Origin of the sequence: Stutzerimonas stutzeri (genome assembly GCF_024448715.1) — a bacterium.
Taxonomy (GTDB): Bacteria; Pseudomonadota; Gammaproteobacteria; order Pseudomonadales; family Pseudomonadaceae; genus Stutzerimonas; species Stutzerimonas stutzeri_AR.
Genome location: NZ_JAMOHZ010000005.1, coordinates 106,418 through 125,810, shown reverse-complemented (window position 1 = coordinate 125,810; position 19,393 = coordinate 106,418). Strand labels below are relative to the sequence as shown.

20 protein-coding genes are annotated in these 19,393 nt (G+C 59.1%); 18 read left to right on the top strand and 2 right to left on the bottom strand.

Translation table 11 applies throughout. From position 1 onward, the window contains the following. Positions 1–35 precede the first annotated feature (35 nt). The 8 genes from NAV33_RS12570 to murB all read left to right on the top strand — a co-directional run bounded on the left by NAV33_RS12570 (position 36) and on the right by murB (position 6,870). Entirely contained in the window at positions 36–2,261 is a 2,226-nt protein-coding gene (locus NAV33_RS12570) for a DNA internalization-related competence protein ComEC/Rec2 (protein ID WP_255980492.1), read from the top strand. A 71-nt stretch (positions 2,262–2,332) separates the two neighbouring features. Next, on the top strand, positions 2,333–2,965 hold the full coding sequence (locus tag NAV33_RS12565; RefSeq protein ID WP_102834821.1) for a MotA/TolQ/ExbB proton channel family protein: 633 nt from the start codon (positions 2,333–2,335) through the stop codon (positions 2,963–2,965). After that, a complete protein-coding gene (locus NAV33_RS12560) occupies positions 2,962–3,390 on the top strand; it encodes an ExbD/TolR family protein (RefSeq protein ID WP_255980490.1) in 429 nt (142 codons plus the stop codon). The genes NAV33_RS12565 and NAV33_RS12560 overlap by 4 nt, the downstream gene beginning before the upstream one ends. After that, positions 3,390–4,394, top strand: a complete 1,005-nt coding sequence (gene lpxK, locus NAV33_RS12555; protein ID WP_255980488.1) for a tetraacyldisaccharide 4'-kinase — start codon at positions 3,390–3,392, stop codon at positions 4,392–4,394. The genes NAV33_RS12560 and lpxK overlap by 1 nt, the downstream gene beginning before the upstream one ends. Positions 4,395–4,440: 46 nt before the next feature. Next, positions 4,441–4,626, top strand: a complete 186-nt coding sequence (locus tag NAV33_RS12550) for a Trm112 family protein (protein ID WP_158189379.1) — start codon at positions 4,441–4,443, stop codon at positions 4,624–4,626. Further along, complete coding sequence (kdsB, locus tag NAV33_RS12545; RefSeq protein WP_255980485.1) at positions 4,623–5,387, top strand: 3-deoxy-manno-octulosonate cytidylyltransferase; 765 nt, start codon at positions 4,623–4,625, stop codon at positions 5,385–5,387. The genes NAV33_RS12550 and kdsB overlap by 4 nt, the downstream gene beginning before the upstream one ends. 2 nt (positions 5,388–5,389) lie before the next feature. Beyond that, positions 5,390–5,854: a low molecular weight protein-tyrosine-phosphatase gene (locus NAV33_RS12540; protein WP_255980483.1), complete on the top strand. Its 465-nt coding sequence runs from the start codon at positions 5,390–5,392 to the stop codon at positions 5,852–5,854. Beyond that, positions 5,851–6,870, top strand: coding sequence for a UDP-N-acetylmuramate dehydrogenase (gene murB, locus NAV33_RS12535; RefSeq protein WP_255980481.1), 1,020 nt, complete (start codon positions 5,851–5,853; stop codon positions 6,868–6,870). Before NAV33_RS12540 ends, murB begins: the two co-directional genes overlap by 4 nt. A 127-nt stretch (positions 6,871–6,997) precedes the next feature. On the opposite strand, the gene rne is transcribed toward murB, so the two are convergent. Continuing rightward, positions 6,998–10,132, bottom strand: coding sequence for a ribonuclease E (rne, locus tag NAV33_RS12530; protein ID WP_255980479.1), 3,135 nt, complete (start codon positions 10,130–10,132; stop codon positions 6,998–7,000). A gap of 551 nt (positions 10,133–10,683) precedes the next feature. Here rne and rluC point away from each other — a divergent pair. The 3 genes from rluC to NAV33_RS12515 are packed head-to-tail and all read left to right on the top strand — an operon-like array spanning position 10,684 to position 13,289. Beyond that, positions 10,684–11,637: a 23S rRNA pseudouridine(955/2504/2580) synthase RluC gene (gene rluC, locus NAV33_RS12525; protein ID WP_255980477.1), complete on the top strand. Its 954-nt coding sequence runs from the start codon at positions 10,684–10,686 to the stop codon at positions 11,635–11,637. After that, positions 11,630–12,316, top strand: a complete 687-nt coding sequence (locus NAV33_RS12520; protein WP_255980475.1) for an HAD-IA family hydrolase — start codon at positions 11,630–11,632, stop codon at positions 12,314–12,316. The genes rluC and NAV33_RS12520 overlap by 8 nt, the downstream gene beginning before the upstream one ends. Then, complete coding sequence (locus tag NAV33_RS12515; protein ID WP_255980473.1) at positions 12,306–13,289, top strand: S49 family peptidase; 984 nt, start codon at positions 12,306–12,308, stop codon at positions 13,287–13,289. Before NAV33_RS12520 ends, NAV33_RS12515 begins: the two co-directional genes overlap by 11 nt. 14 nt (positions 13,290–13,303) lie before the next feature. Here NAV33_RS12515 and NAV33_RS12510 read toward each other — a convergent pair whose 3' ends face one another. After that, a complete protein-coding gene (locus tag NAV33_RS12510) occupies positions 13,304–13,882 on the bottom strand; it encodes a Maf family protein (protein ID WP_255980471.1) in 579 nt (192 codons plus the stop codon). Positions 13,883–13,986: 104 nt separating this feature from the next. On the opposite strand from NAV33_RS12510, the gene NAV33_RS12505 reads away from it, so the two are divergent. The 7 genes from NAV33_RS12505 to fabF all read left to right on the top strand — a co-directional run bounded on the left by NAV33_RS12505 (position 13,987) and on the right by fabF (position 19,391). Further along, the gene (locus NAV33_RS12505; RefSeq protein ID WP_255980469.1) at positions 13,987–14,514 is read left to right on the top strand and encodes a YceD family protein; all 528 of its coding nucleotides are present in this window, start codon (positions 13,987–13,989) and stop codon (positions 14,512–14,514) included. 12 nt (positions 14,515–14,526) lie between these two features. Continuing rightward, the gene (gene rpmF, locus NAV33_RS12500; protein WP_037021568.1) at positions 14,527–14,709 is read left to right on the top strand and encodes a 50S ribosomal protein L32; all 183 of its coding nucleotides are present in this window, start codon (positions 14,527–14,529) and stop codon (positions 14,707–14,709) included. Between the two features lie 3 nt (positions 14,710–14,712). Then, positions 14,713–15,783 carry a phosphate acyltransferase PlsX gene (gene plsX / locus NAV33_RS12495; protein WP_255980467.1) on the top strand — a complete coding sequence of 357 codons (1,071 nt, stop codon included), beginning with the start codon at positions 14,713–14,715 and terminating at the stop codon, positions 15,781–15,783. Between the two features lie 59 nt (positions 15,784–15,842). After that, a complete protein-coding gene (gene fabD, locus NAV33_RS12490; RefSeq protein ID WP_255980465.1) occupies positions 15,843–16,781 on the top strand; it encodes an ACP S-malonyltransferase in 939 nt (312 codons plus the stop codon). A 14-nt stretch (positions 16,782–16,795) separates the two neighbouring features. Next, the gene (gene fabG, locus NAV33_RS12485; RefSeq protein ID WP_255980463.1) at positions 16,796–17,539 is read left to right on the top strand and encodes a 3-oxoacyl-ACP reductase FabG; all 744 of its coding nucleotides are present in this window, start codon (positions 16,796–16,798) and stop codon (positions 17,537–17,539) included. Positions 17,540–17,729: 190 nt separating this feature from the next. After that, the gene (gene acpP, locus NAV33_RS12480) at positions 17,730–17,966 is read left to right on the top strand and encodes an acyl carrier protein (RefSeq protein WP_255980461.1); all 237 of its coding nucleotides are present in this window, start codon (positions 17,730–17,732) and stop codon (positions 17,964–17,966) included. Positions 17,967–18,146: 180 nt separating this feature from the next. Beyond that, positions 18,147–19,391: a beta-ketoacyl-ACP synthase II gene (gene fabF / locus NAV33_RS12475; protein WP_255980459.1), complete on the top strand. Its 1,245-nt coding sequence runs from the start codon at positions 18,147–18,149 to the stop codon at positions 19,389–19,391. Positions 19,392–19,393 lie beyond the last annotated feature (2 nt).

The window sequence follows — 19,393 nt, the reverse complement described above, 5'->3', positions numbered from 1 at the left end:
CGGGTCGTACCATCGTTTGGAAAGGAATCCACGTAATGCGTACAGCGATGCTGGCGCTGGCAGCAGGCCTTCTACTGCTGCGCTTCCTACCGCAACTGCCGCCGTTATCGGCGCTGCCGTTCATATTTACAGTGGGCCTGGCATTGCTGCCGTTTCGCTATCGGGCGATCGGATTTCTTTGCCTAGGGTTTGGCTGGGCCTGCTTAAGCGCTCACTGGGCCATGGATGACCGCCTTCCGACGGAGCTCGACGGACGCACCTTCTGGCTTGAGGGGCGAGTAACCGGACTGCCTGACATTCGTGACGGTGTGGTGCGATTCGAGCTGGAAGATATCTCGTCCAGGCACACCGGCTTGCCTTCGCGGATGCGCCTGGCCTGGTACGGCGGGCCTGTCATGCAGGCGGGGGAGCGATGGCGGCTCGCCGCCAAGCTAAAAAGGCCGCGAGGCTTGGTCAACCCGCATCCGTTCGATTACGAGGCTTGGCTTCTGGCTCGCCGAATCGGCGCCAGTGGCACGATCAAGGCGGGCGAGCGGGTGTCGATCGCGGCGGGGGAGCAGGCGTGGCGTGATCGGTTGCGACAACGCTTGATGGAGGTTGACGCCCATGGACGCTCGGGCGCCATCGCAGCGCTGGTAGTGGGGGACGACAGTGGCCTGTCGACGTCCGATTGGCGGATCCTGCAGGACACCGGCACCGTGCATCTGATGGTGATCTCGGGTCAGCATGTCGGAATGCTGGCCGGTTTGCTTTATGGCTTGGTCGCGCTGATGGCGCGCTGGGGTATTTGGCCGCCACGGGTCGCCTGGCTACCTTGGGCGTGTGGCCTCGCTCTGGTTGGCGCGCTTGGATACGGTTGGCTGGCGGGCTTCGAAGTGCCGGTCCAGCGCGCTTGCATGATGGTCGCGCTGGTACTCATGTGGCGATTGCGCTTTCGACATCTCGGTGTATGGATGCCGCTGCTGATGGCGCTTAACGGCGTCCTGCTGATCGATCCCCTGGTGAGCCTGCAATCGGGTTTCTGGTTGTCGTTCTCAGCGGTTGGATTGCTCGCACTGATCTTCCGGGGTCGATTGGGTAGCTGGTCTTGGTGGCAAACGCTGGGTCGTGCGCAATGGAGCATGGCGCTCGGCCTACTGCCGGTGTTGCTTGCGCTTGGCTTGCCGGTGAGCCTGAGCGGGCCAATCGCCAACCTGTTTGCAGTGCCGCTGGTTAGTGTACTGATTGTGCCGCTGTCACTGCTTGGCACCTCGCTGCTATGGCTTTCGGAAGTTGGTGAATTGTTGTTATGGCTGGCTGGCGGACTATTAGCGATTCTTTTCGAGGGGTTGCAATGGCTTGCTGATTGGCAACCTGCCTGGCTGCCAGCATCCTTACCGCTGTGGGGATGGTGTGTGGTGGCGCTGGGCATGGTGCTCGTTCTTTTGCCGCCCGGCGTGCCGTTCCGGGCCCTGGGGCTGGTGCTACTCGCACCGCTTTTGTTTCCACCGGTACAAAAGCAGACGGCGGGACAGGCAGAGGTCTGGATATTCGACGTTGGCCAGGGATTGGCGGTCTTGGTGCGTACACGTGAGCATGCGTTGCTGTATGACGCAGGGCCGCGCTATGGCGACTTCGATATCGGTGAGCGGGTCGTGTTTCCCTCATTGCGCACGCTGGGGCTGGCCGATCTGGACATGATGATCCTCAGTCATGCCGATAGCGATCACGCTGGTGGCGCCGAGGCCATCAATCGCCTAATGCCGGCGCCACGAGTGCTCAGCGGCGAGCCGAAACGGCTGCCTGCCTCGTTGGGCGCCGAATCATGCCGGTCCGGAGAGGGCTGGGAATGGGATCAGGTGCGCTTCACTCTATGGCGATGGTCGCACCCTCGAGATGGCAATCAATCTTCTTGCGTGCTCTTGGTCGAGGCAGCCGGCGAACGCCTGTTGCTCACCGGGGACATCGATGTGTCGGCCGAACAGGCGTTGCTGGAGAGCAACCTGGCGGTTAATGCGCAATGGCTGTTGGTGCCTCATCATGGCAGTCGTAGTTCGTCATCGACAGCGTTCATCGAAGCGGTCGGAGCCAGTGGTGCGCTTGTTTCACGCAGCCTGCACAATCCCTTTGGTCATCCACACCCTGATGTAGTGCGACGTCTGCAGGCCTCCGGCGCGAAGCTCTACGACACGGCGGAGCAGGGCGCCATGCGGATCGCTCTTGGGCGTTTTGAGCCGGTTCGGGGACTGCGCGCCGAACGTCGATTCTGGCGGGAAAAATGAGAACAGAGGCCGTCAGCGGTTTAGCGCCCCTATGCTAGAGTGGCGCCACTTTTTCGAGGGGGATTCATCTCGTGTGGGAGCTGGTTAAAGCGGGTGGCTGGATAATGCTGCCAATCATTTTGTGTTCCATCGCTGCTGCCGGCATCGTTGCCGAACGGTTATGGACGCTGCGGCCAAGCCGCGTGACCCCGCCGCATCTGCTTGGACAGGTGTGGAAATGGATCAAGGACAAAAAGCTCAGCAACCAAAAGCTCAAGGAGCTGCGCGCGGATTCGCCGCTCGGTGAAATCCTGGCCGCAGGTCTGGCCAATTCCAAGCATGGCCGGGAAATCATGAAGGAGTGCATCGAGGAAGCCGCAGCGCGGGTCGTGCATGACCTGGAGCGCTATCTCAATGCGCTGGGTACCATCGCCGGTATCGCGCCACTGCTCGGGCTTCTGGGCACAGTGCTCGGGATGATCGAGATTTTCAGCGCCTTCATGGGCTCCGGTATGGCTAACGCGCCTTTGCTCGCGGCCGGTATTTCCAAGGCGCTGATCACTACTGCCGCCGGTCTGATGGTCGGCATCCCAGCGTTGTTCTTCCACCGCTTCCTGCTGCGCCGTGTCGAAGAACTGGTGGTCGGTATGGAGCAAGAGGCGATCAAGCTGGTCGAGGTGGTGCAGGGCGACCGTGACGTCGATCTGGGTGAGGGCAAGGCGTGAAGTTTCGTCGTAAGGCGCGGGAGAACGTCGATATCGGCCTGGCCCCGTTGATCGACGTGGTGTTCATTCTGCTACTGTTCTTTGTTGTCACTACTACCTTCACCCGCGAGACCCAGCTTCAGGTCGATCTGCCGGAAGCGGCCAGCGGTATGCCGCCGCAAGAAGTCGAGAAGAAACGGTTGGAAGTGGTTATCGACGTCGACGGCAGCTTCAGCCTCAACGGCAAAGCGTTGATCAAGCATGATCTGAACACTTTGATGGCCGCGCTCAGCAAGGAGTCTGGCGGTGACACCAGCCTGCCGATGATCATCAGCGCAGACGGCAAGACGCCGCATCAAGCGGTGATCACCGCGATGGATGCTGCTGGCAAGCTGGGCTTTGCTCATTTGCGTATCACCACTGTCGAGGCCCAGCCGGAGCCCTGATGTCCTTTGCCGACCGTCTACAGCGAGCCTGGTATAAGGGGCATCCAGCGCTGGCTTTGCTCGCTCCGCTTGAGATGCTCTATCGGCGCGTAGTCAACGCCAGACGGAGCAAATTCGTCAGTGGCAACGTTGATAGCTACCGGGCTCCAGTACCTGTTGTGGTAGTGGGCAATATCACCGTTGGCGGAACGGGGAAAACCCCGTTGATCCTCTGGCTGATCGAGCACTGCCGCCAGCGTGGCTTGAAGGTCGGCGTGGTCAGTCGGGGCTACGGCGCCACACCTCCTTCGTATCCCTGGCGTGTGTCGCCAGAGCATTCGGCAGCGGAGACGGGCGACGAGCCGTTGCTGATCGCTCGGCGGACCGGTGTGCCGATGATGATCGATCCGGACCGCGAGCGCGCGGTTCGTGAATTGCTCAAGAGCGAGTCGCTCGATCTAATCCTTTCGGATGACGGATTGCAGCATTACCGGCTTGCTCGAGACCTCGAACTGGTGCTCATCGATGCGGCACGTGGATTGGGTAACGGTCGCTGCCTGCCCGCCGGTCCGTTGCGTGAACCTGTTGATCGCTTACAGTCAGTCGATGCGGTGCTGCTCAACGGCGCTTCTGCCGACAGCGCATTCGGCTATTCCTTCGCCTTGCAACCGTCAAGGTTGATAGAGCTGGTCAGTGGGCAGGACTGGCCGCTCGACCATTTTCCGCCAGGCCAGCAGCTGCATGCGGTCGCCGGGATCGGTAATCCGCAGCGTTTCTTCACTACGCTCGAGGCGCTACACTGGCGACCGATCCCGCACCCCTTCGCCGATCATGCCCGCTATAGCCCCGAGCAGCTGAGCTTCAGCCCCGCGCTACCGCTGGTAATGACTGAAAAGGATGCGGTCAAATGCCGGGCATTTGCGCTCCCGGGTTGGTGCTATCTGCAGGTGCAAGCCGAGCCTTCGGCTGCGTTTGTTACCTGGTTCGACGCCCAGCTGGACCGACTGCTGCCCGAACACCCCTAAGCCGCTCGATCTGCCAGGTGCAGTCGGCTGCATCCAAGGACCGCGCATGGATACCAAACTCCTCGATATTCTCGCTTGCCCACTCTGTAAGGGTCCGCTGAAGCTGACTGAAGACAAATTCGAATTGATCTGCAAAGCCGACGGAATGGCTTTTCCGGTGCGTGATGGCATCCCGGTGATGCTGGAAAGCGAAGCCCGCACCTTGGAAGTGGATGAGCGTCTGGACAAATGAGTAGCGCCTATACTGTCGTGATTCCGGCGCGTTACGCGTCCAGCCGCCTTCCAGGCAAGCCACTGCAGGACATTGCCGGTAAGCCGATGATCCGCCACGTCTGGGAGCAGGCGTGTAAAAGTGGTGCCCAGCGGGTCGTTGTTGCCACCGACGACCAGCGCATTCTCGAAGCTTGCAAAGGGTTTGGCGCGGAGGCGTTGCTGACCCAGGTGGAGCACAACTCGGGCACCGATCGCCTCGCCGAAGTGGCACAAAAGCTTGGTTTGCCGGCTGATGCCATCGTAGTGAACGTTCAGGGCGACGAGCCGCTGATTCCTCCTTCGGTGATCGACCAGGTTGCGCGCAATCTCGCTGGTCACCCGGAGGCGGCGATCGCAACGCTTGCCGAGCCGATCAGCGATCCGCAGGCCCTATTCAATCCCAATGTGGTGAAGGTGCTCAGCGATATCGACGGGCTGGCGCTCACCTTTAGCCGTGCGCCATTGCCGTGGGCGCGGGATGAATTCGCGCATGATCGGGATGCGCTTCCGCCTGGTGTTCCGTATCGCCGGCATATCGGCATCTACGCCTACAGGGCCGGCTTCCTCGCCGACTTCGTTGCCTGGGGGCCTTGCTGGCTTGAAAACACAGAATGCTTGGAGCAACTGCGGGCACTCTGGCATGGCAAGCGCATTCATGTAGCTGATGCGGTTGAGGCACCTCCGGCCGGGGTCGATACCGCTGAGGATCTGGAACGTGTCCGCAAGCTGCTCGGAGCCTGAGCGTGAAGGTTCTGTTCGTTTGTATGGGCAATATCTGTCGATCACCCACCGCTGAGGCGGTGTTTCGTAAACAGGTGCAGGTGGCCCAGCTGGAAAGTCGAATCAGCATCGATTCGGCCGGAACCGGTGACTGGCACGTCGGCAAGAAGCCAGACCAGCGATCCTGCCAGGCGGCCGCGCTGCGAGGCTACGATCTGCAGTCGCTGAAGGCACGTCAGGTGACCAAAGAAGACTTCCAGCGCTTCGATCTTATCCTTGCGATGGATCATGACAATCTGGCCTATTTGCAGGCGCTGCGACCTGCTGACTCCCATGGTGAACTCGATTTGTTCCTGCGCCGCTATCGCCTGGGTCAAGATGTTGTGCCGGATCCTTATTTTGGTGGCGAGGACGGTTTCGAGCAGGTGCTGGATCTTGTCGAGCGGGCATCCACGGCGTTACTTGATGAAGTCAGGGAACGCTTGTGAGTCTGCTTATCGAACAGAATCGCTCGCTCAAGGCGCTCAATACCTTCGCGGTCGAAGCCCGTGCGGCGCACTTCACCGAAGCACAGTGCGATCAAGACGTAGCTGAAGCGCTCGGCGAGGCGCGGCGTCTCAGAGTTCCGCTGTGGATCCTGGGCGGCGGTAGCAATCTCGTGCTTACGACCGACCTGGATGCGCTGGTGCTTCGCATGGCAAGCCGAGGTGTTCGGGTGCTCGAGGATGACGGTGAACGGGTGATAATCGAGGCGGAGGCGGGGGAGCCCTGGCATCCCTTCGTGTTGCGCAGCCTGGAGCTCGGATTGTCGGGGTTGGAAAATCTCAGTCTGATTCCTGGCACTGTCGGCGCCGCGCCAATTCAAAATGTCGGCGCGTACGGCGTCGAGGTCAAGGATGTATTCGCCGGGCTAACTGCGCTGGACCGAGAAACGGGTGCCCAACGCGAGTTCGATCTGCAAGCCTGCGAGTTCGGCTATCGCGACAGCGTATTCAAGCGGCAGGCGGGGCGCTACATCATCCTTCGGGTGCGCTTCGCGCTGCAGCGGACGGCGAATCTGCAGCTGGATTACGGGCCGCTCCGTCAGTGGCTGCAACAACACGCTATTGATTCACCTACGCCAGCAGATGTCAGTCGCGCGGTCTGCGCCATTCGTAGCGGGAAGCTGCCTGATCCCAGGATCTTGGGCAACGCCGGTAGTTTTTTCAAGAATCCGTTGGTGCCGCAATCTGTAGCCGATGCCCTGCGCGAACGCTTTCCGGACGTCGTGGCGTTTCCTCAGGCGGAGGGGCAGGTCAAACTTGCTGCCGGCTGGCTGATCGAGTGTGCGGGCTGGAAAGGGTATCGGGATGGCGATGCCGGCGTGCACAAGCTGCAGGCGCTGGTTCTGGTTAATTACGGTCAGGCCACCGGTCAGCAGATCATCCAGCTCGCCCGGCGTATTCAGGCGGATATCGCCGAGCGTTTTGCCGTACAGCTGGAAATCGAGCCGAACGTTATCTAGTTCGTGCGGCGGCCTGGCGCCGCCTCAGTGTGGCCCGGTTGTTTGCGAGGTCCGGCTCGTGCCGCTGGGCCTCCAGCGAACCACAAAAAAGGGATGCCGAAGCATCCCTTTTTCAATTGCGACGAGATTAACTCTGACGCTTCTCGGCGTCGTCTTGCTCGCCAGCGTCGTCAGCTACATCAGGCTTGGCTTGTGCAACTTCGGTCGGCTCGGCGTTCGGCTGGGCTGTTTCCGCGTCGACCTGTTCAGTCTTCGGTTCGGCAGCTAGTTGCTCAGCTTGGGGAGCAGCCTCGGCGGGCTTTTCCTTGCTGCTGTTGGTTGCGTCGAACATGTGCCCGGCTGGCGCATCGCTGGCCGTTTCGCCGACAACGATCTCAGGGCTGGCCATTGGCTGTTCTACTGGGTCCTTCGCTTCGGCTGCGGTTTTCGCTTCAACCTCCGACGCTTCCTTGGCTAGACGTTCCTGCTCGAGGCGGCGACGGCGTACTTCACGCGGATCGTTAGCTGCGCGGCCAGAGGCAGTCACAACCGGCGCCGCAGGTTCGACCGCAACCGGGGCGGGTTGCTCGGCAGCAGGCGAGACTGCTTCGGCAAATGTGGGTTCGGCTGTGACCGGTTCTGGTTGGCTGGTCTCCTGCAGGGCCGGCTCGGCTTCCAAGGCAACCGGTGTAGCGACCTCGACTGCCGGCGCTGAGATGCTTTCAGCAGGCTTCGCAACCTCTTTGGATTCACTGATGCTTTCGGTGGCGCTTTCGGCGAGCACCGACGCTGTCGGCATCGCCTCGTCTTCGGGCTGGGCTGGAGTCGGTGCTGTCTCGGTGTCCGCCGTATTGGCAGCCAGAGCAGCTGCCGTGGCAGCGATGGCGACCTGTTCGGATTTCACCGGAGCGTTGCTCTCGCTGACTTCAGCTGTAGCCGCCTCGGCCTCGCTGTCGATCTCGTTGCCATTGGCATCACGCTGACGATCACGGCGGTTGCTGCGACGACGCTGGCCGCGGGACCGGCGACGCGGGCGATCATTGCCCTCGGTTGATTCCTGCTCGTCCTGTGCGTTTTCAACTGTTTCTTCGTTCTGCTGCAGTTCTTCCTCGTTCACACTCTGCTCGACGCGAGGTTTGCGCTCTTCGCGAGGCGGGCGCGGTTTGCGCTCTGTCGTTTCCTCGATGAGGTCCACGCCCGGAGCTGCCTGGGTCGGTTCGTCGAGCGGCGCCCGCAATTCACGCTTACGCTCTTCGCGGGGCTGACGGTCCTCACGAGGAGTGCGTTCACGACGCGGTTGAGGCTGCGAAGGGCTCTCGCTGGCTTCTACCGGCTCGCGAGATTCACGAGGTTCGCGTGGCTTGCGCTCTTCGCGCGGTGGACGCGGCTGGCGCTCTTCACGAGGCTGGCGTTCCTCACGCGGTACACGCTCTTCGCGTGGCTTGCGCTCTTCGTCGCGATTGCTGCGTGAATCACGACGACGGTTTTGTTGGCGACCGCTGCGACGCTCATCGTTGCGTTGTGGGCGGCTGCTGGCTGCAGGTTTCTTCTCAACTTCCACCGCCGGCGCTTCCTGCTTGCCAGCAAAAAGGCCGACTAAAGATTTGACCAATCCTTTGAACAGGCTTGGTTCCTGAACGGCAGGTGCGGCTACGGCTGGCGACTGAGCAGGGGTAGGTGCGGGTGCGGTACGCTGCGGCGCCGTTTTCACTGCTGCTTCCTGTCGCACCAGCGTACGAGTCGAGCTAACCGGCTGGGCTTCTTCAATCTCGGTCGGGCTCATCTCGTAACTGGCCTGACCGGCGACGATCTCCGGGCTGTCGTCGCGCAGGCGCTGTACTTCGAAATGCGGTGTTTCCAGGTGGTCATCCGGCAGAATGAAGATGCGTGCGCGGCTGCGCAGTTCGATTTTGGTGATAGCGTTGCGCTTCTCGTTGAGCAGGAAGGCGGCGACCTGGAAGGGCACGCGAGCCCGAACCTCTGCGGTGCGGTCTTTAAGCGCTTCTTCTTCGATCAGGCGCAGGATAGCCAGTGACAGCGATTCGACGTCACGGATGATGCCTTGGCCATTACAGCGAGGGCAGACGATGCCGCTGGTTTCGCCGAGAGACGGGCGCAGACGTTGACGGGACATTTCCAAGAGGCCGAAGCGAGAAATGCGACCGACCTGAATGCGTGCGCGGTCAGCTTCGAGCGCTTCGCGGACTTTCTCCTCCACGGCGCGCTGGTTTTTTGCCGGGGTCATGTCGATGAAGTCGATGACGATCAGACCGCCGATATCCCGCAGGCGCAGCTGACGAGCAATTTCCTCGGCTGCTTCAAGGTTGGTCTGTAGCGCGGTTTCTTCGATGTCGCCGCCCTTGGTGGCGCGCGCCGAGTTGATGTCGATGGAAACCAGCGCTTCGGTAGGATCGATGACGATGGAGCCACCGGACGGCAGCTTCACTTCACGTTGGAATGCGGTCTCGATCTGGCTTTCGATCTGGAAGCGATTGAACAGCGGGACGCTGTCTTCGTACAGCTTGATCTTGCTGGCGTACTGCGGCATCACCTGCTGGATGAACGAAAGGGCTTCATCCTGGGCTTCGACGCTGTCGATCAGGACTTCGCCGATATCCTGGCGCAGGTAATCTCGGATGGCACGGATGATGACATTGGATTCCTGGTAGATCAGGAAGGGCGCTGAACGATCCTGCGAGGCTTCCTTCACCGCGCTCCACAGCTGCAGGAGGTAGTCCAAATCCCATTGCATTTCTTCGCTGGAGCGCCCGAGGCCGGCGGTGCGGACGATCAGGCCCATGTCGGCTGGAACGTTGAGGCCATTCAGCGCTTCGCGCAATTCGTTGCGCTCTTCGCCCTCGATGCGGCGCGATATACCACCCGCACGCGGGTTATTCGGCATCAATACCAGGTAACGGCCAGCCAAGCTGATGAAGGTAGTCAGGGCTGCGCCTTTGTTGCCACGCTCTTCCTTTTCGACCTGGACAATGACTTCCTGGCCCTCGCTCAAGACGTCCTTGATGTTGACGCGGCCTTCCGGAGCCTTCTTGAAATACTCGCGGGAGATTTCTTTGAGGGGGAGAAAGCCGTGGCGATCTGCGCCAAAGTCTACGAAGGCTGCTTCGAGGCTGGGCTCGACGCGGGTGATTTTGCCTTTATAGATATTGGCTTTTTTCTGTTCGCGGGCGCCGGATTCGATATCGAGATCGAACAGACGCTGGCCATCGACCAGTGCGACACGCAACTCTTCTGGCTGAGTTGCGTTAATTAGCATTCTTTTCATGTAGTACCGTCGGTTTCCAGGGCAGCGGAAACGGCGTTCGGCACACACGACTCTCGCGGTCGGTGTCAGGTGAGTCAGGAATGGTTGTAAGGCATTCCAGTGTCCAGCGATGTGAGGCCAGTTGGGCCGGCGTCGCGACGACGTCTCCTGCTTGCTGTCGGAACAGAAGCAATGGTTCGGGAGGAGGAATCAGCAATCGGTAGCGGACGGAATGAAGCGTCTGTGAAAGCCTTTGCTACGCAATCCGATGGCTGTGCATCTCCACCCAACACTCATACTTTGAAAATCGGGTGCCACTCGCAGAAATCCGGGAGCGGTTGTCGATTATCGCGATTCCCCAACGGGGGCACGCATCATGTCTTCAAGGCTTGTTTCGGTGCTTCAACGCTACTTGAGAGAAGCTCCGTCGGACGGCCTCACGTCCTTGCATTACAGGGTCAGAAATGGCGGTTTCGCTGGCATTCCTCGACCTGGCCGCTTTTGGCGGCGTTCGGGACTATAACAGCAATGTTTAAGTGCTTCAAATTCATGAAAATTGATATCATCCGCCGATGACCAATACCCCCTCTCAGATCTCCGGCGTTCAGCTGCTCGAGGTCTCGCCGGAACTTGCCGGCCAGCGCATCGATAATTTTCTTCGTACCCAGCTCAAGGGTGTGCCCAAGACCTTGATCTACCGCATCCTGCGCAAGGGTGAGGTGAGGGTCAACAAAGGACGAATCAAGCCCGAATACAAACTTCAGGCAGGTGATGTGGTGCGTGTTCCACCGCTTCGATTGGCCGAGCGCGATGAGGTAGCGCCGTTGGCCCAGGGCCTTCTCGAGCGTCTGGAAGCTGCGATTGTCTACGAAGACAAGGCGCTTATCGTGCTGAACAAGCCGGCGGGTATCGCGGTACACGGTGGCAGCGGGCTCAGTTTTGGGGTCATCGAAGCACTGCGCCAACTGCGTCCGGACGTGAAAGAGCTGGAGCTGGTCCATCGCCTGGATCGGGATACTTCGGGTCTGCTAATGATCGCAAAAAAACGCAGCATGCTGCGCCACCTGCATCAGGAGTTGCGCGGTGATGGCGTCGACAAGCGCTACATGGCGCTCGTGCGGGGCCGCTGGGATACCAGTAAGAAGCAGGTAAATGCGCCGCTATTGAAGAACACGTTGCGCTCGGGTGAGCGCATGGTCGAGGTTACCGATGAGGGCAAGGAGGCGCTGACGCTTTTCCGTGTGCTGCGCCGTTTTGGTGATTTCGCTACGCTGGTCGAAGCCAAGCCGGTGACAGGACGCACGCATCAGATTCGCGTACATGCGCGTCACGCTGGTCATGGCATTGCTGGCGACAACAAATACGGCGATGAAGAGTTCTCCAAGATTGTCCGTGATCTGGGCGGCAAGCGCCTCTTTCTACACGCCTATGCCCTGAAGGTGCCTTTGCCCGACGGCGGCGAGTTGAGTCTGGAGGCGCCGGTCGATGAAGTCTGGACGCGGACGATGGAGAAGCTGGGTGAATAAATACGAAGTATTGATCTTCGACTGGGATGGGACTCTTGTGGACTCGATCGGGCGTATCGTCGAATCGATTTCTGCCGCAGCGGCCAGCTGTAATCTGCCAGCGCTTGATGAAGTCGCCATCAAGGGGATCATTGGGCTCGGTTTGCCCGAGGCGATTGCGGTGCTGTATCCGCATCTGACTGATGCGGGTGCGATCGAGGCGTTTCGTCGCGCCTATGCCGACCATTATCTTTCCCTGGAAATTGAGCCGTCGGCGTTGTATCCAGGCGTCGCGCAGGCATTGCAACAATTTCGCGATCAGGGGTATCTGCTCGCTGTGGCGACTGGCAAGGGTCGGCGTGGGCTGGACAGGGTGCTTGAAGGTCAGGGTTGGACGGGTTTCTTCGATGTGACTCGCTGCGCAGACGAGACCGCGAGCAAGCCTGACCCTCTAATGATCCGCGAAATTCTGGCGCATTGCGGGGCGCGTCCCGAGCAGGCGGTGATGATTGGAGATTCGGTGTTCGATTTGGAGATGGCTAGGCGAGCTGGCGTAGACAGTGTTGCGGTTTCCTACGGTGCGCAGCCCATGGAGGTGCTACAGGCATACGCGCCGAGCATGCTCATCAATCGTTTTTCGGAGCTCGGCAATTGGCTGCGTTCCGCTGGTACAGCAGAGGTAGTTGCATATGTCGGATGAATGGAAAGCGCCGGTGAATGAAAGCAAGGAAGACCGCAGCAGTTGGAAGTTGCTGGAAAAGACACTGCTTGCTGGTGTGCAGGAACAGCGGCGCGCCCGGCGTTGGGGGATTTTCTTCAAGCTGCTGACATTCATTTATCTGTTCGGCGCGTTGCTGATGTTCTCGCCCTTGTTGCAATTGGGTGATGGAAAGCATGCCAGTGGTAGCCATACCGCCGTCATCAATGTGCGCGGGATGATTGCCGACGAGGAGTCGGCGAGTGCGGACAATATTGTCGGAGCGCTTCGTGCAGCCTTTGAGGATGCCAATACCAAAGGTGTGGTGCTGCGGATCAATAGCCCAGGTGGCAGTCCGGTGCAGTCGGGTTATATCTATGACGAAATACGTCGGTTGCGTGGCGAGTATCCGGCCATCAAGGTATACGCGGTGATTACCGATCTGGGTGCATCGGGTGCTTATTACATTGCCAGTGCAGCGGACGAAATCTATGCGGATAAATCGAGTCTTGTTGGCTCTATCGGAGTGACGGCAGCGACTTTTGGTTTTGTCGAGACGATGGACAAGCTGGGTGTCGAGCGTCGGGTGTACACGTCGGGTGAACACAAAGCATTTCTCGATCCGTTCCAGCCGGAAAAACCTGAGGAAACCGAATTCTGGCGCAGCGTTCTGGCCACCACTCATCGGCAGTTCATCGATAGCGTCAAGCAGGGGCGGGGGGATCGATTGCAGATTACCGGGCATCCTGAATTGTTTTCCGGGCTTATCTGGTCCGGCGAGCAGGCGCTGGAGCTCGGTCTGATCGACGGTCTCGGCAGCACCGGATACGTCGCGCGCGAAGTAGTCGGAGAAGAGGAGTTGGTGGACTTCACTGTCAAAGATTCCGCTCTGGATCGCTTTACCAAGAAGCTCGGTGCTAGCCTTGGCGCGCAGCTTGCTCTATGGATGGGCTTCCAGGGACCGCAGCTGCGATAGTTACTCTCGTCCTGTCAAGGCACTTCGATTCCTGCCTCGTTGAGCATGTCTACCAGCCTGATCAGCGGCAGCCCGATCAGGCTGGTAACATCCGTGCCTTCCGTGGCGCGGAACAAGCTGATCCCTAATCCTTCGGCCTTGAAGCTGCCGGCGCAGTCGTAAGGTCGTTCGGCATGCAGGTAGCGCTCGATTTGTTGGTCCTCAAGAACCCGAAAATGCACGGTAAAGCATACGCAGTCGACTTGGGTAGTCCTGTTTCGGCTATCCAGAAGCGCTAGCCCGGTCAGGAAGCTCACGCTTTTTCCACTGCAGATCTTCAGCTGCTGCTTTGCTCGCTCAAACGTATGGGGTTTACCGAGGATCTGCTGCTCAAACACGGCGACTTGATCGGAGCCGATGATCAAGTGATCCGGGTGGGTCTCGGTCAGCGCCTGAGCCTTCTCGCTGGCCAGTCGGCGCACAAGATGCTCCGGCGATTCTCCAATATGTGCGGTTTCGTCAATCTGCGGAGCGCTCCAATCGAATGCCAGCCGCAGTCGCGAAAGCAATTCGCGTCGATAGGGGGAGCTTGATGCGAGAAGCAGACGGCGCATTTTCCTTCCTTATATATAGGGGGCCAATTACTGGTTGGTCGGGCTCAATTGTGGGGTTGAATTCCTTTGACAGTCGATGGGCGCATCCCTAGAATGCCGCGCTTATGTTGAAAGGACCAATACCTCCGCACGTTGACCCGCGCAAGCTCGCTGATCGAGCGGCCACTCTGAGGGGTGAGCTGCAGTTGTCGGAGCTGAAGCGGCTCGTCGATCCTCTCGAGGACGATAAAGGTGTGGTGCGCGCCAGTTTTGATTTCGGGCGCGACGAGCAGCGTACTGTGGTGATCCACAGCGAGCTGGATGTTGAGGTCATAATGATTTGCCAGCGTTGTCTGGAGCCGGTTGTTCTGCCTATTCACAGCGAATGCGACTATGCCGTGGTGAATGAGGGTTCGAACAGTCAGCACCTGCCCAAGGGCTATGACGTGCTGGAAGTGGGAGAGGATCCTCTGGATCTGCTGGCGCTGGTTGAAGAGGAGCTTTTGCTCGCTCTTCCGATTGTTCCACTCCATGACCAAGAAGTTTGCCAGCCGCCGGTTGGGCCTGATGAGCCCGAGCCGAGTGAGGACGAGGTATCGCGGTCCAACCCGTTCAGCGTACTGGCGCAGTTAAAGCGTGACCCAAACGTTTAGGAGTTGACCCCAATGGCTGTTCAGCAGAACAAAAAATCCCGTTCCGCCCGTGACATGCGTCGTTCGCACGACGCGCTCGTGCCGAACGCCCTGTCCGTGGAAAAGAGCACTGGTGAAGTTCACCTGCGTCACCACGTTTCCCCGGAAGGTTTTTATCGTGGTCGTAAAGTGATCGACAAGGGCGCTGACGAGTAAGTCTTGTCTGCTCCGATCATAGCGATCGACGCAATGGGTGGGGACTTTGGTCCCCACTGCATTGTTCCGGCCAGTCTCCAGTGTCTGGCTGAATCCCCCTCGTTACATCTGGCCCTGGTTGGCCAATCCTCCATTCTCGAAGAAATCGTCGCCCGGCATGCGGGGGTGGATCGAGCGCGCCTGAAGATCGTCAATGCTGACGAGGTAATCGGCATGGACGAACGACCCACACAGGCACTGCGCGCCAAGCCGCGGTCATCAATGCGCGTCGCTCTGCAATTGGTGCGCGATGGTCAGGCTCAGGCCTGTGTCAGTGCTGGTAATACGGGTGCCTTGATGGCATTGGCTCGCCACGTACTGAAGACGCTGCCTGGAGTCGATCGTCCTGCCATGATGACCGCTATCCCCACTATCGATGGTGCCTGTCTGTTGCTTGACCTAGGTGCGAACGTGGATTGCACCGCCGAGCAACTCTATCAATTCGCGGTAATGGGTTCGGTTGCTGCGCAAAGTCTAGGGATCGAACGCCCGAGAGTCTCGCTGCTAAATGTTGGTACAGAAGAAATTAAGGGAAACCAGCAGGTCAAGGCGGCAGCTGGGCTATTGCAGCAGGCTGGCGATATTAATTATCAGGGATTCATCGAGGGTGACGGGTTGTTTCGTGGCGAGGCTGACGTGGCGGTGTGTGATGGCTTCGTTGGCAATATTTTGCTCAAGTCCAGCGAGGGGCTGGCGCATATGGTTGCCTTGCGTGTCGAGGCGCTTTTTCGCCGTTCGCTGGTCTCGCGCCTGGTGGGTGCGCTGGCTCTACCTCTGTTACGCCAGCTACGAGCCGATCTGCGGCCGGCGCAATATAACGGCGCAAGTTTTTTGGGGCTTCAGGGCATCGTTGTGAAGAGTCATGGCGGGGCGGGCGCGGAAGGTTTCCGTTCGGCGATTCTGCGCGCAGCCCAAGACTTGCAGCACAATCTGCCGGAGAAGCTGCATAGTCGGCTCGAGCAGCTGCTTGTGACCAATCGATCAATAAACGGTCCCGGTGATGTGACCGCTGCCAGCAGCTCACCATCCAACTGACAATTCGGTGCGTCCTCGTGGCGTATTTTTTGACGAAACAACCACAAGAGAGCCGTTTCATGTCCGCATCACTTGCATTCGTCTTTCCTGGGCAGGGCTCCCAGGCCCTTGGCATGCTCGCAGAGCACGGCACCCAACAATCGCTGATCGTCGATACGTTCGCTGAAGCCTCGTCGGTGCTGGGCTACGATCTTTGGGCGCTTTCCCAGCAAGGTCCAGAGGAGCATCTGAATCAGACCGACAAGACTCAGCCGGCCATTCTTACGGCTTCGATTGCGCTTTGGCGTTTGTGGCTGGCTGAGGGTGGTGCGAAGCCGGCATTTGTAGCAGGTCACAGCCTAGGCGAATACTCGGCACTGGTCGCAGCAGGCAGTCTCCCGTTTGCCGACGCAGTAAAGCTGGTCGAGTTGCGTGGCCAGCTCATGCAGCAAGCCGTTCCGGCAGGCACTGGCGGCATGGCGGCGATTTTGGGGCTGGAAGATGCGGATGTCCTGGCGGCCTGCAGCGAAGCGGCCCAAGGCGAGGTCGTCAGTGCGGTCAACTTCAATGCGCCTGGCCAAGTAGTGATAGCTGGCAACGCCGCAGCCGTTGGGCGCGCTATCGAAGCCTGCAAAGCTAGGGGTGCCAAGCGCGCAATGCCGTTGCCGGTCAGCGTGCCGTCGCATTGCGATCTAATGCGCCCTGCGGCAGAGCGTTTTGCCAATTCCGTCACCGAAGCAGCCTGGCAGACGCCCGAAATTCCATTGGTGCAGAATGTCAGCGCGGCGACAGTCACGGATCTCGACACGCTCAAGCGCAACTTGCTGGCACAACTTTATAGTCCGGTTCGCTGGGTCGAGACGATCATTGCATTGAGTGAGCGCGGCGTAACCGATCTGGTCGAATGTGGTCCGGGCAAGGTGCTTTCGGGACTCAACAAGCGCTGTGTAAAAGGCCTGAACACCTACAATCTGGACACCCCCGAAGCTTTTGCTGCCGCTCGCGGCGCACTGGTCTGAACAAGGAGAAATCTATGAATTTGCAAGGCAAGGTTGCGCTGGTAACCGGTGCCAGTCGCGGTATTGGCCAGGCCATCGCTCTGGAATTGGGTCGTCAGGGTGCGATCGTGATTGGCACCGCGACTTCTGCTTCGGGTGCCGAGCGCATCGCCGAAACGCTCAAGGAAAGCGGTATCGAGGGCGCAGGTTTGGTCTTGGATGTCACGAGTGACGAGTCCGTGGCAAGCACGTTGGAGCAGATCCAGCAAAGCTTCGGCCAGCCGGCTATTCTGGTTAACAACGCAGGCATCACTCGCGACAATTTGATGCTGCGGATGAAAGATGATGAATGGCACGATGTGATCAACACCAACCTTAGCAGTCTTTATCGTCTGACCAAGGGCGTTCTGCGAGGCATGACCAAGGCGCGCTGGGGGCGGATCATCAGTATCGGCTCCGTAGTAGGTGCCATGGGCAACGCCGGACAGGTAAACTACGCGGCGGCCAAAGCCGGGCTCGAGGGCTTCAGTCGTGCGCTGGCTCGTGAGGTCGGGTCGCGCGGTATCACGGTCAATGCCGTGGCGCCGGGATTCATTGATACCGATATGACGCGTGAACTGCCGGAAACGCAGCGTGACGCTCTGCTGGGTCAGATCCCGCTGGGTCGTCTTGGGCAGGCGCAAGAGATTGCCAAGGTCGTTGCCTTCTTAGCTTCTGACGGTGCTGCCTATGTTACTGGGGCTACGGTTCCGGTGAACGGCGGCATGTACATGAGTTAATGTGACGCCCAATGCATGTAAGCAGTCATAACGGCTGACAATTTCGTTATAAAACTGCGGCTTGTTTATAGACAGAAGGTTGAAAGCAGGTTCATGCTTGCCCGCTTTCAGCTTGAAATGCGGAAAACGCTTTCTATACACTACCGCGCAGACTAGCTGCCTGATTTTTCCATAGGAGTGAAAACAAGGTATGAGCACCATCGAAGAACGCGTCAAGAAAATCGTTGCCGAGCAACTTGGCGTCAAGGAAGAGGAAGTCACCAACAGCGCTTCCTTCGTCGAAGACCTGGGTGCCGACTCCCTTGATACTGTTGAGCTGGTTATGGCTCTGGAAGAGGAATTCGAGACCGAAATCCCGGACGAGCAAGCCGAGAAGATCACCACTGTTCAAGAAGCTATCGATTACGTCAATGCGCACGCGCAGTAAATTGTAATCCTGCTTCGAACCAGTAAGCCGCACTGCCTTGAACGGGCAGTGCGGCTTTTGTTTGAGTTAGCTGAATTCAGCTGGTCGCGTATATTTGCGCGATGCTTGAGATGGTTGGTTTTGATCCGTTGCTAGCTAGCGGGATCGAGCGGGCCAAGTGTAAACGGAAGGAGAATTGCTGTGTCGCGTAGACGCGTCGTAATCACCGGGATGGGCATGCTATCGCCGCTGGGTAACGATGTGCCAAGCAGCTGGCAAGGGATTCTCGCCGGCCGCAGTGGTATCGGCCCGATAGAACATATGGACCTCTCCGCCTATTCCACTCGCTTTGGCGGGTCGGTGAAGAATTTCGATGTCGAGCAGTACCTGCCAGCGAAAGAAGCTCGCAAGCTCGATCTTTTCATCCAGTATGGTCTGGCTGCCAGTTTTCAGGCAGTGCGTGATTCCGGACTGGAAATCAACGACGCTAATCGTGAGCGCATTGGCGTGGCTATGGGTTCTGGTATCGGCGGCCTGACCAATATCGAAAACAGCTGTAAGTCATTGATCGAGCAGGGGCCGCGGCGTATTTCACCATTTTTCGTCCCGGGCTCGATAATCAATATGGTCTCGGGTTTTCTGTCGATCCATCTGGGCTTGCAGGGCCCGAACTATGCCATCGCAACAGCCTGTACCACCGGAACGCACTGCATCGGCATGGCTGCGCGCAATATTGCCTATGGCGAGGCAGATGTGATGGTCGCTGGGGGCTCGGAAATGGCTGCCAGCGGGCTCGGAATTGGCGGTTTCGCCGCAGCGCGAGCGCTGTCCACACGCAATGACGACCCAGCGGCAGCCAGTCGACCTTGGGACAAGGGGCGGGATGGCTTCGTCTTGTCCGACGGTGCTGGCGCGTTGGTCCTGGAAGAGCTCGAACATGCCAAAGCGCGTGGCGCGAAAATTTACGCCGAGTTGATCGGTTTCGGCATGAGTGCCGATGCTTTCCATATGACGTCCCCGCCAGAAGACGGCGCAGGTGCTGCTCGCTGCATTCGCAACGCCATCGTCGACGCTAAAATCGATATCGATCAGGTGCACTACATCAACGCTCACGGCACATCTACACCCGCTGGCGACAAGGCTGAGACCGCCGCGATAAAGTCCGTGTTCGGTAGCTATGCCTATGATCTGTCGGTGAGTTCGACGAAGTCGATGGTTGGTCACCTGCTGGGTGCCGCCGGTGCCGTCGAGGCGATTTTCAGCGTGCTTGCCATTCGCGATCAGGTCGCCCCACCGACTATCAACCTCGATGAGCCAGATGAAGGCTGCGATTTGGACTTCGTGCCGCACGAGGCGAAACCAAGGACGATTGATGTCGCAGTCTCCAACTCCTTTGGTTTCGGTGGCACCAACGGTTCGCTGGTTTTCCGCCGGTTCGCCGAGTGACA

Coding starts and splice junctions, on each gene's coding strand:
- NAV33_RS12570 (WP_255980492.1), top strand. CDS start 36: ATGCGTACAGCGATGCTGGCGCTGGCAGCAGGCCTTCTACTGCTGCGC.
- lpxK (WP_255980488.1), top strand. CDS start 3,390: ATGTCCTTTGCCGACCGTCTACAGCGAGCCTGGTATAAGGGGCATCCA.
- NAV33_RS12550 (WP_158189379.1), top strand. CDS start 4,441: ATGGATACCAAACTCCTCGATATTCTCGCTTGCCCACTCTGTAAGGGT.
- kdsB (WP_255980485.1), top strand. CDS start 4,623: ATGAGTAGCGCCTATACTGTCGTGATTCCGGCGCGTTACGCGTCCAGC.
- rne (WP_255980479.1), bottom strand. CDS start 10,132: ATGAAAAGAATGCTAATTAACGCAACTCAGCCAGAAGAGTTGCGTGTC.
- rluC (WP_255980477.1), top strand. CDS start 10,684: ATGACCAATACCCCCTCTCAGATCTCCGGCGTTCAGCTGCTCGAGGTC.
- NAV33_RS12515 (WP_255980473.1), top strand. CDS start 12,306: ATGTCGGATGAATGGAAAGCGCCGGTGAATGAAAGCAAGGAAGACCGC.
- NAV33_RS12510 (WP_255980471.1), bottom strand. CDS start 13,882: ATGCGCCGTCTGCTTCTCGCATCAAGCTCCCCCTATCGACGCGAATTG.
- NAV33_RS12505 (WP_255980469.1), top strand. CDS start 13,987: ATGTTGAAAGGACCAATACCTCCGCACGTTGACCCGCGCAAGCTCGCT.
- rpmF (WP_037021568.1), top strand. CDS start 14,527: ATGGCTGTTCAGCAGAACAAAAAATCCCGTTCCGCCCGTGACATGCGT.
- fabD (WP_255980465.1), top strand. CDS start 15,843: ATGTCCGCATCACTTGCATTCGTCTTTCCTGGGCAGGGCTCCCAGGCC.
- fabG (WP_255980463.1), top strand. CDS start 16,796: ATGAATTTGCAAGGCAAGGTTGCGCTGGTAACCGGTGCCAGTCGCGGT.
- acpP (WP_255980461.1), top strand. CDS start 17,730: ATGAGCACCATCGAAGAACGCGTCAAGAAAATCGTTGCCGAGCAACTT.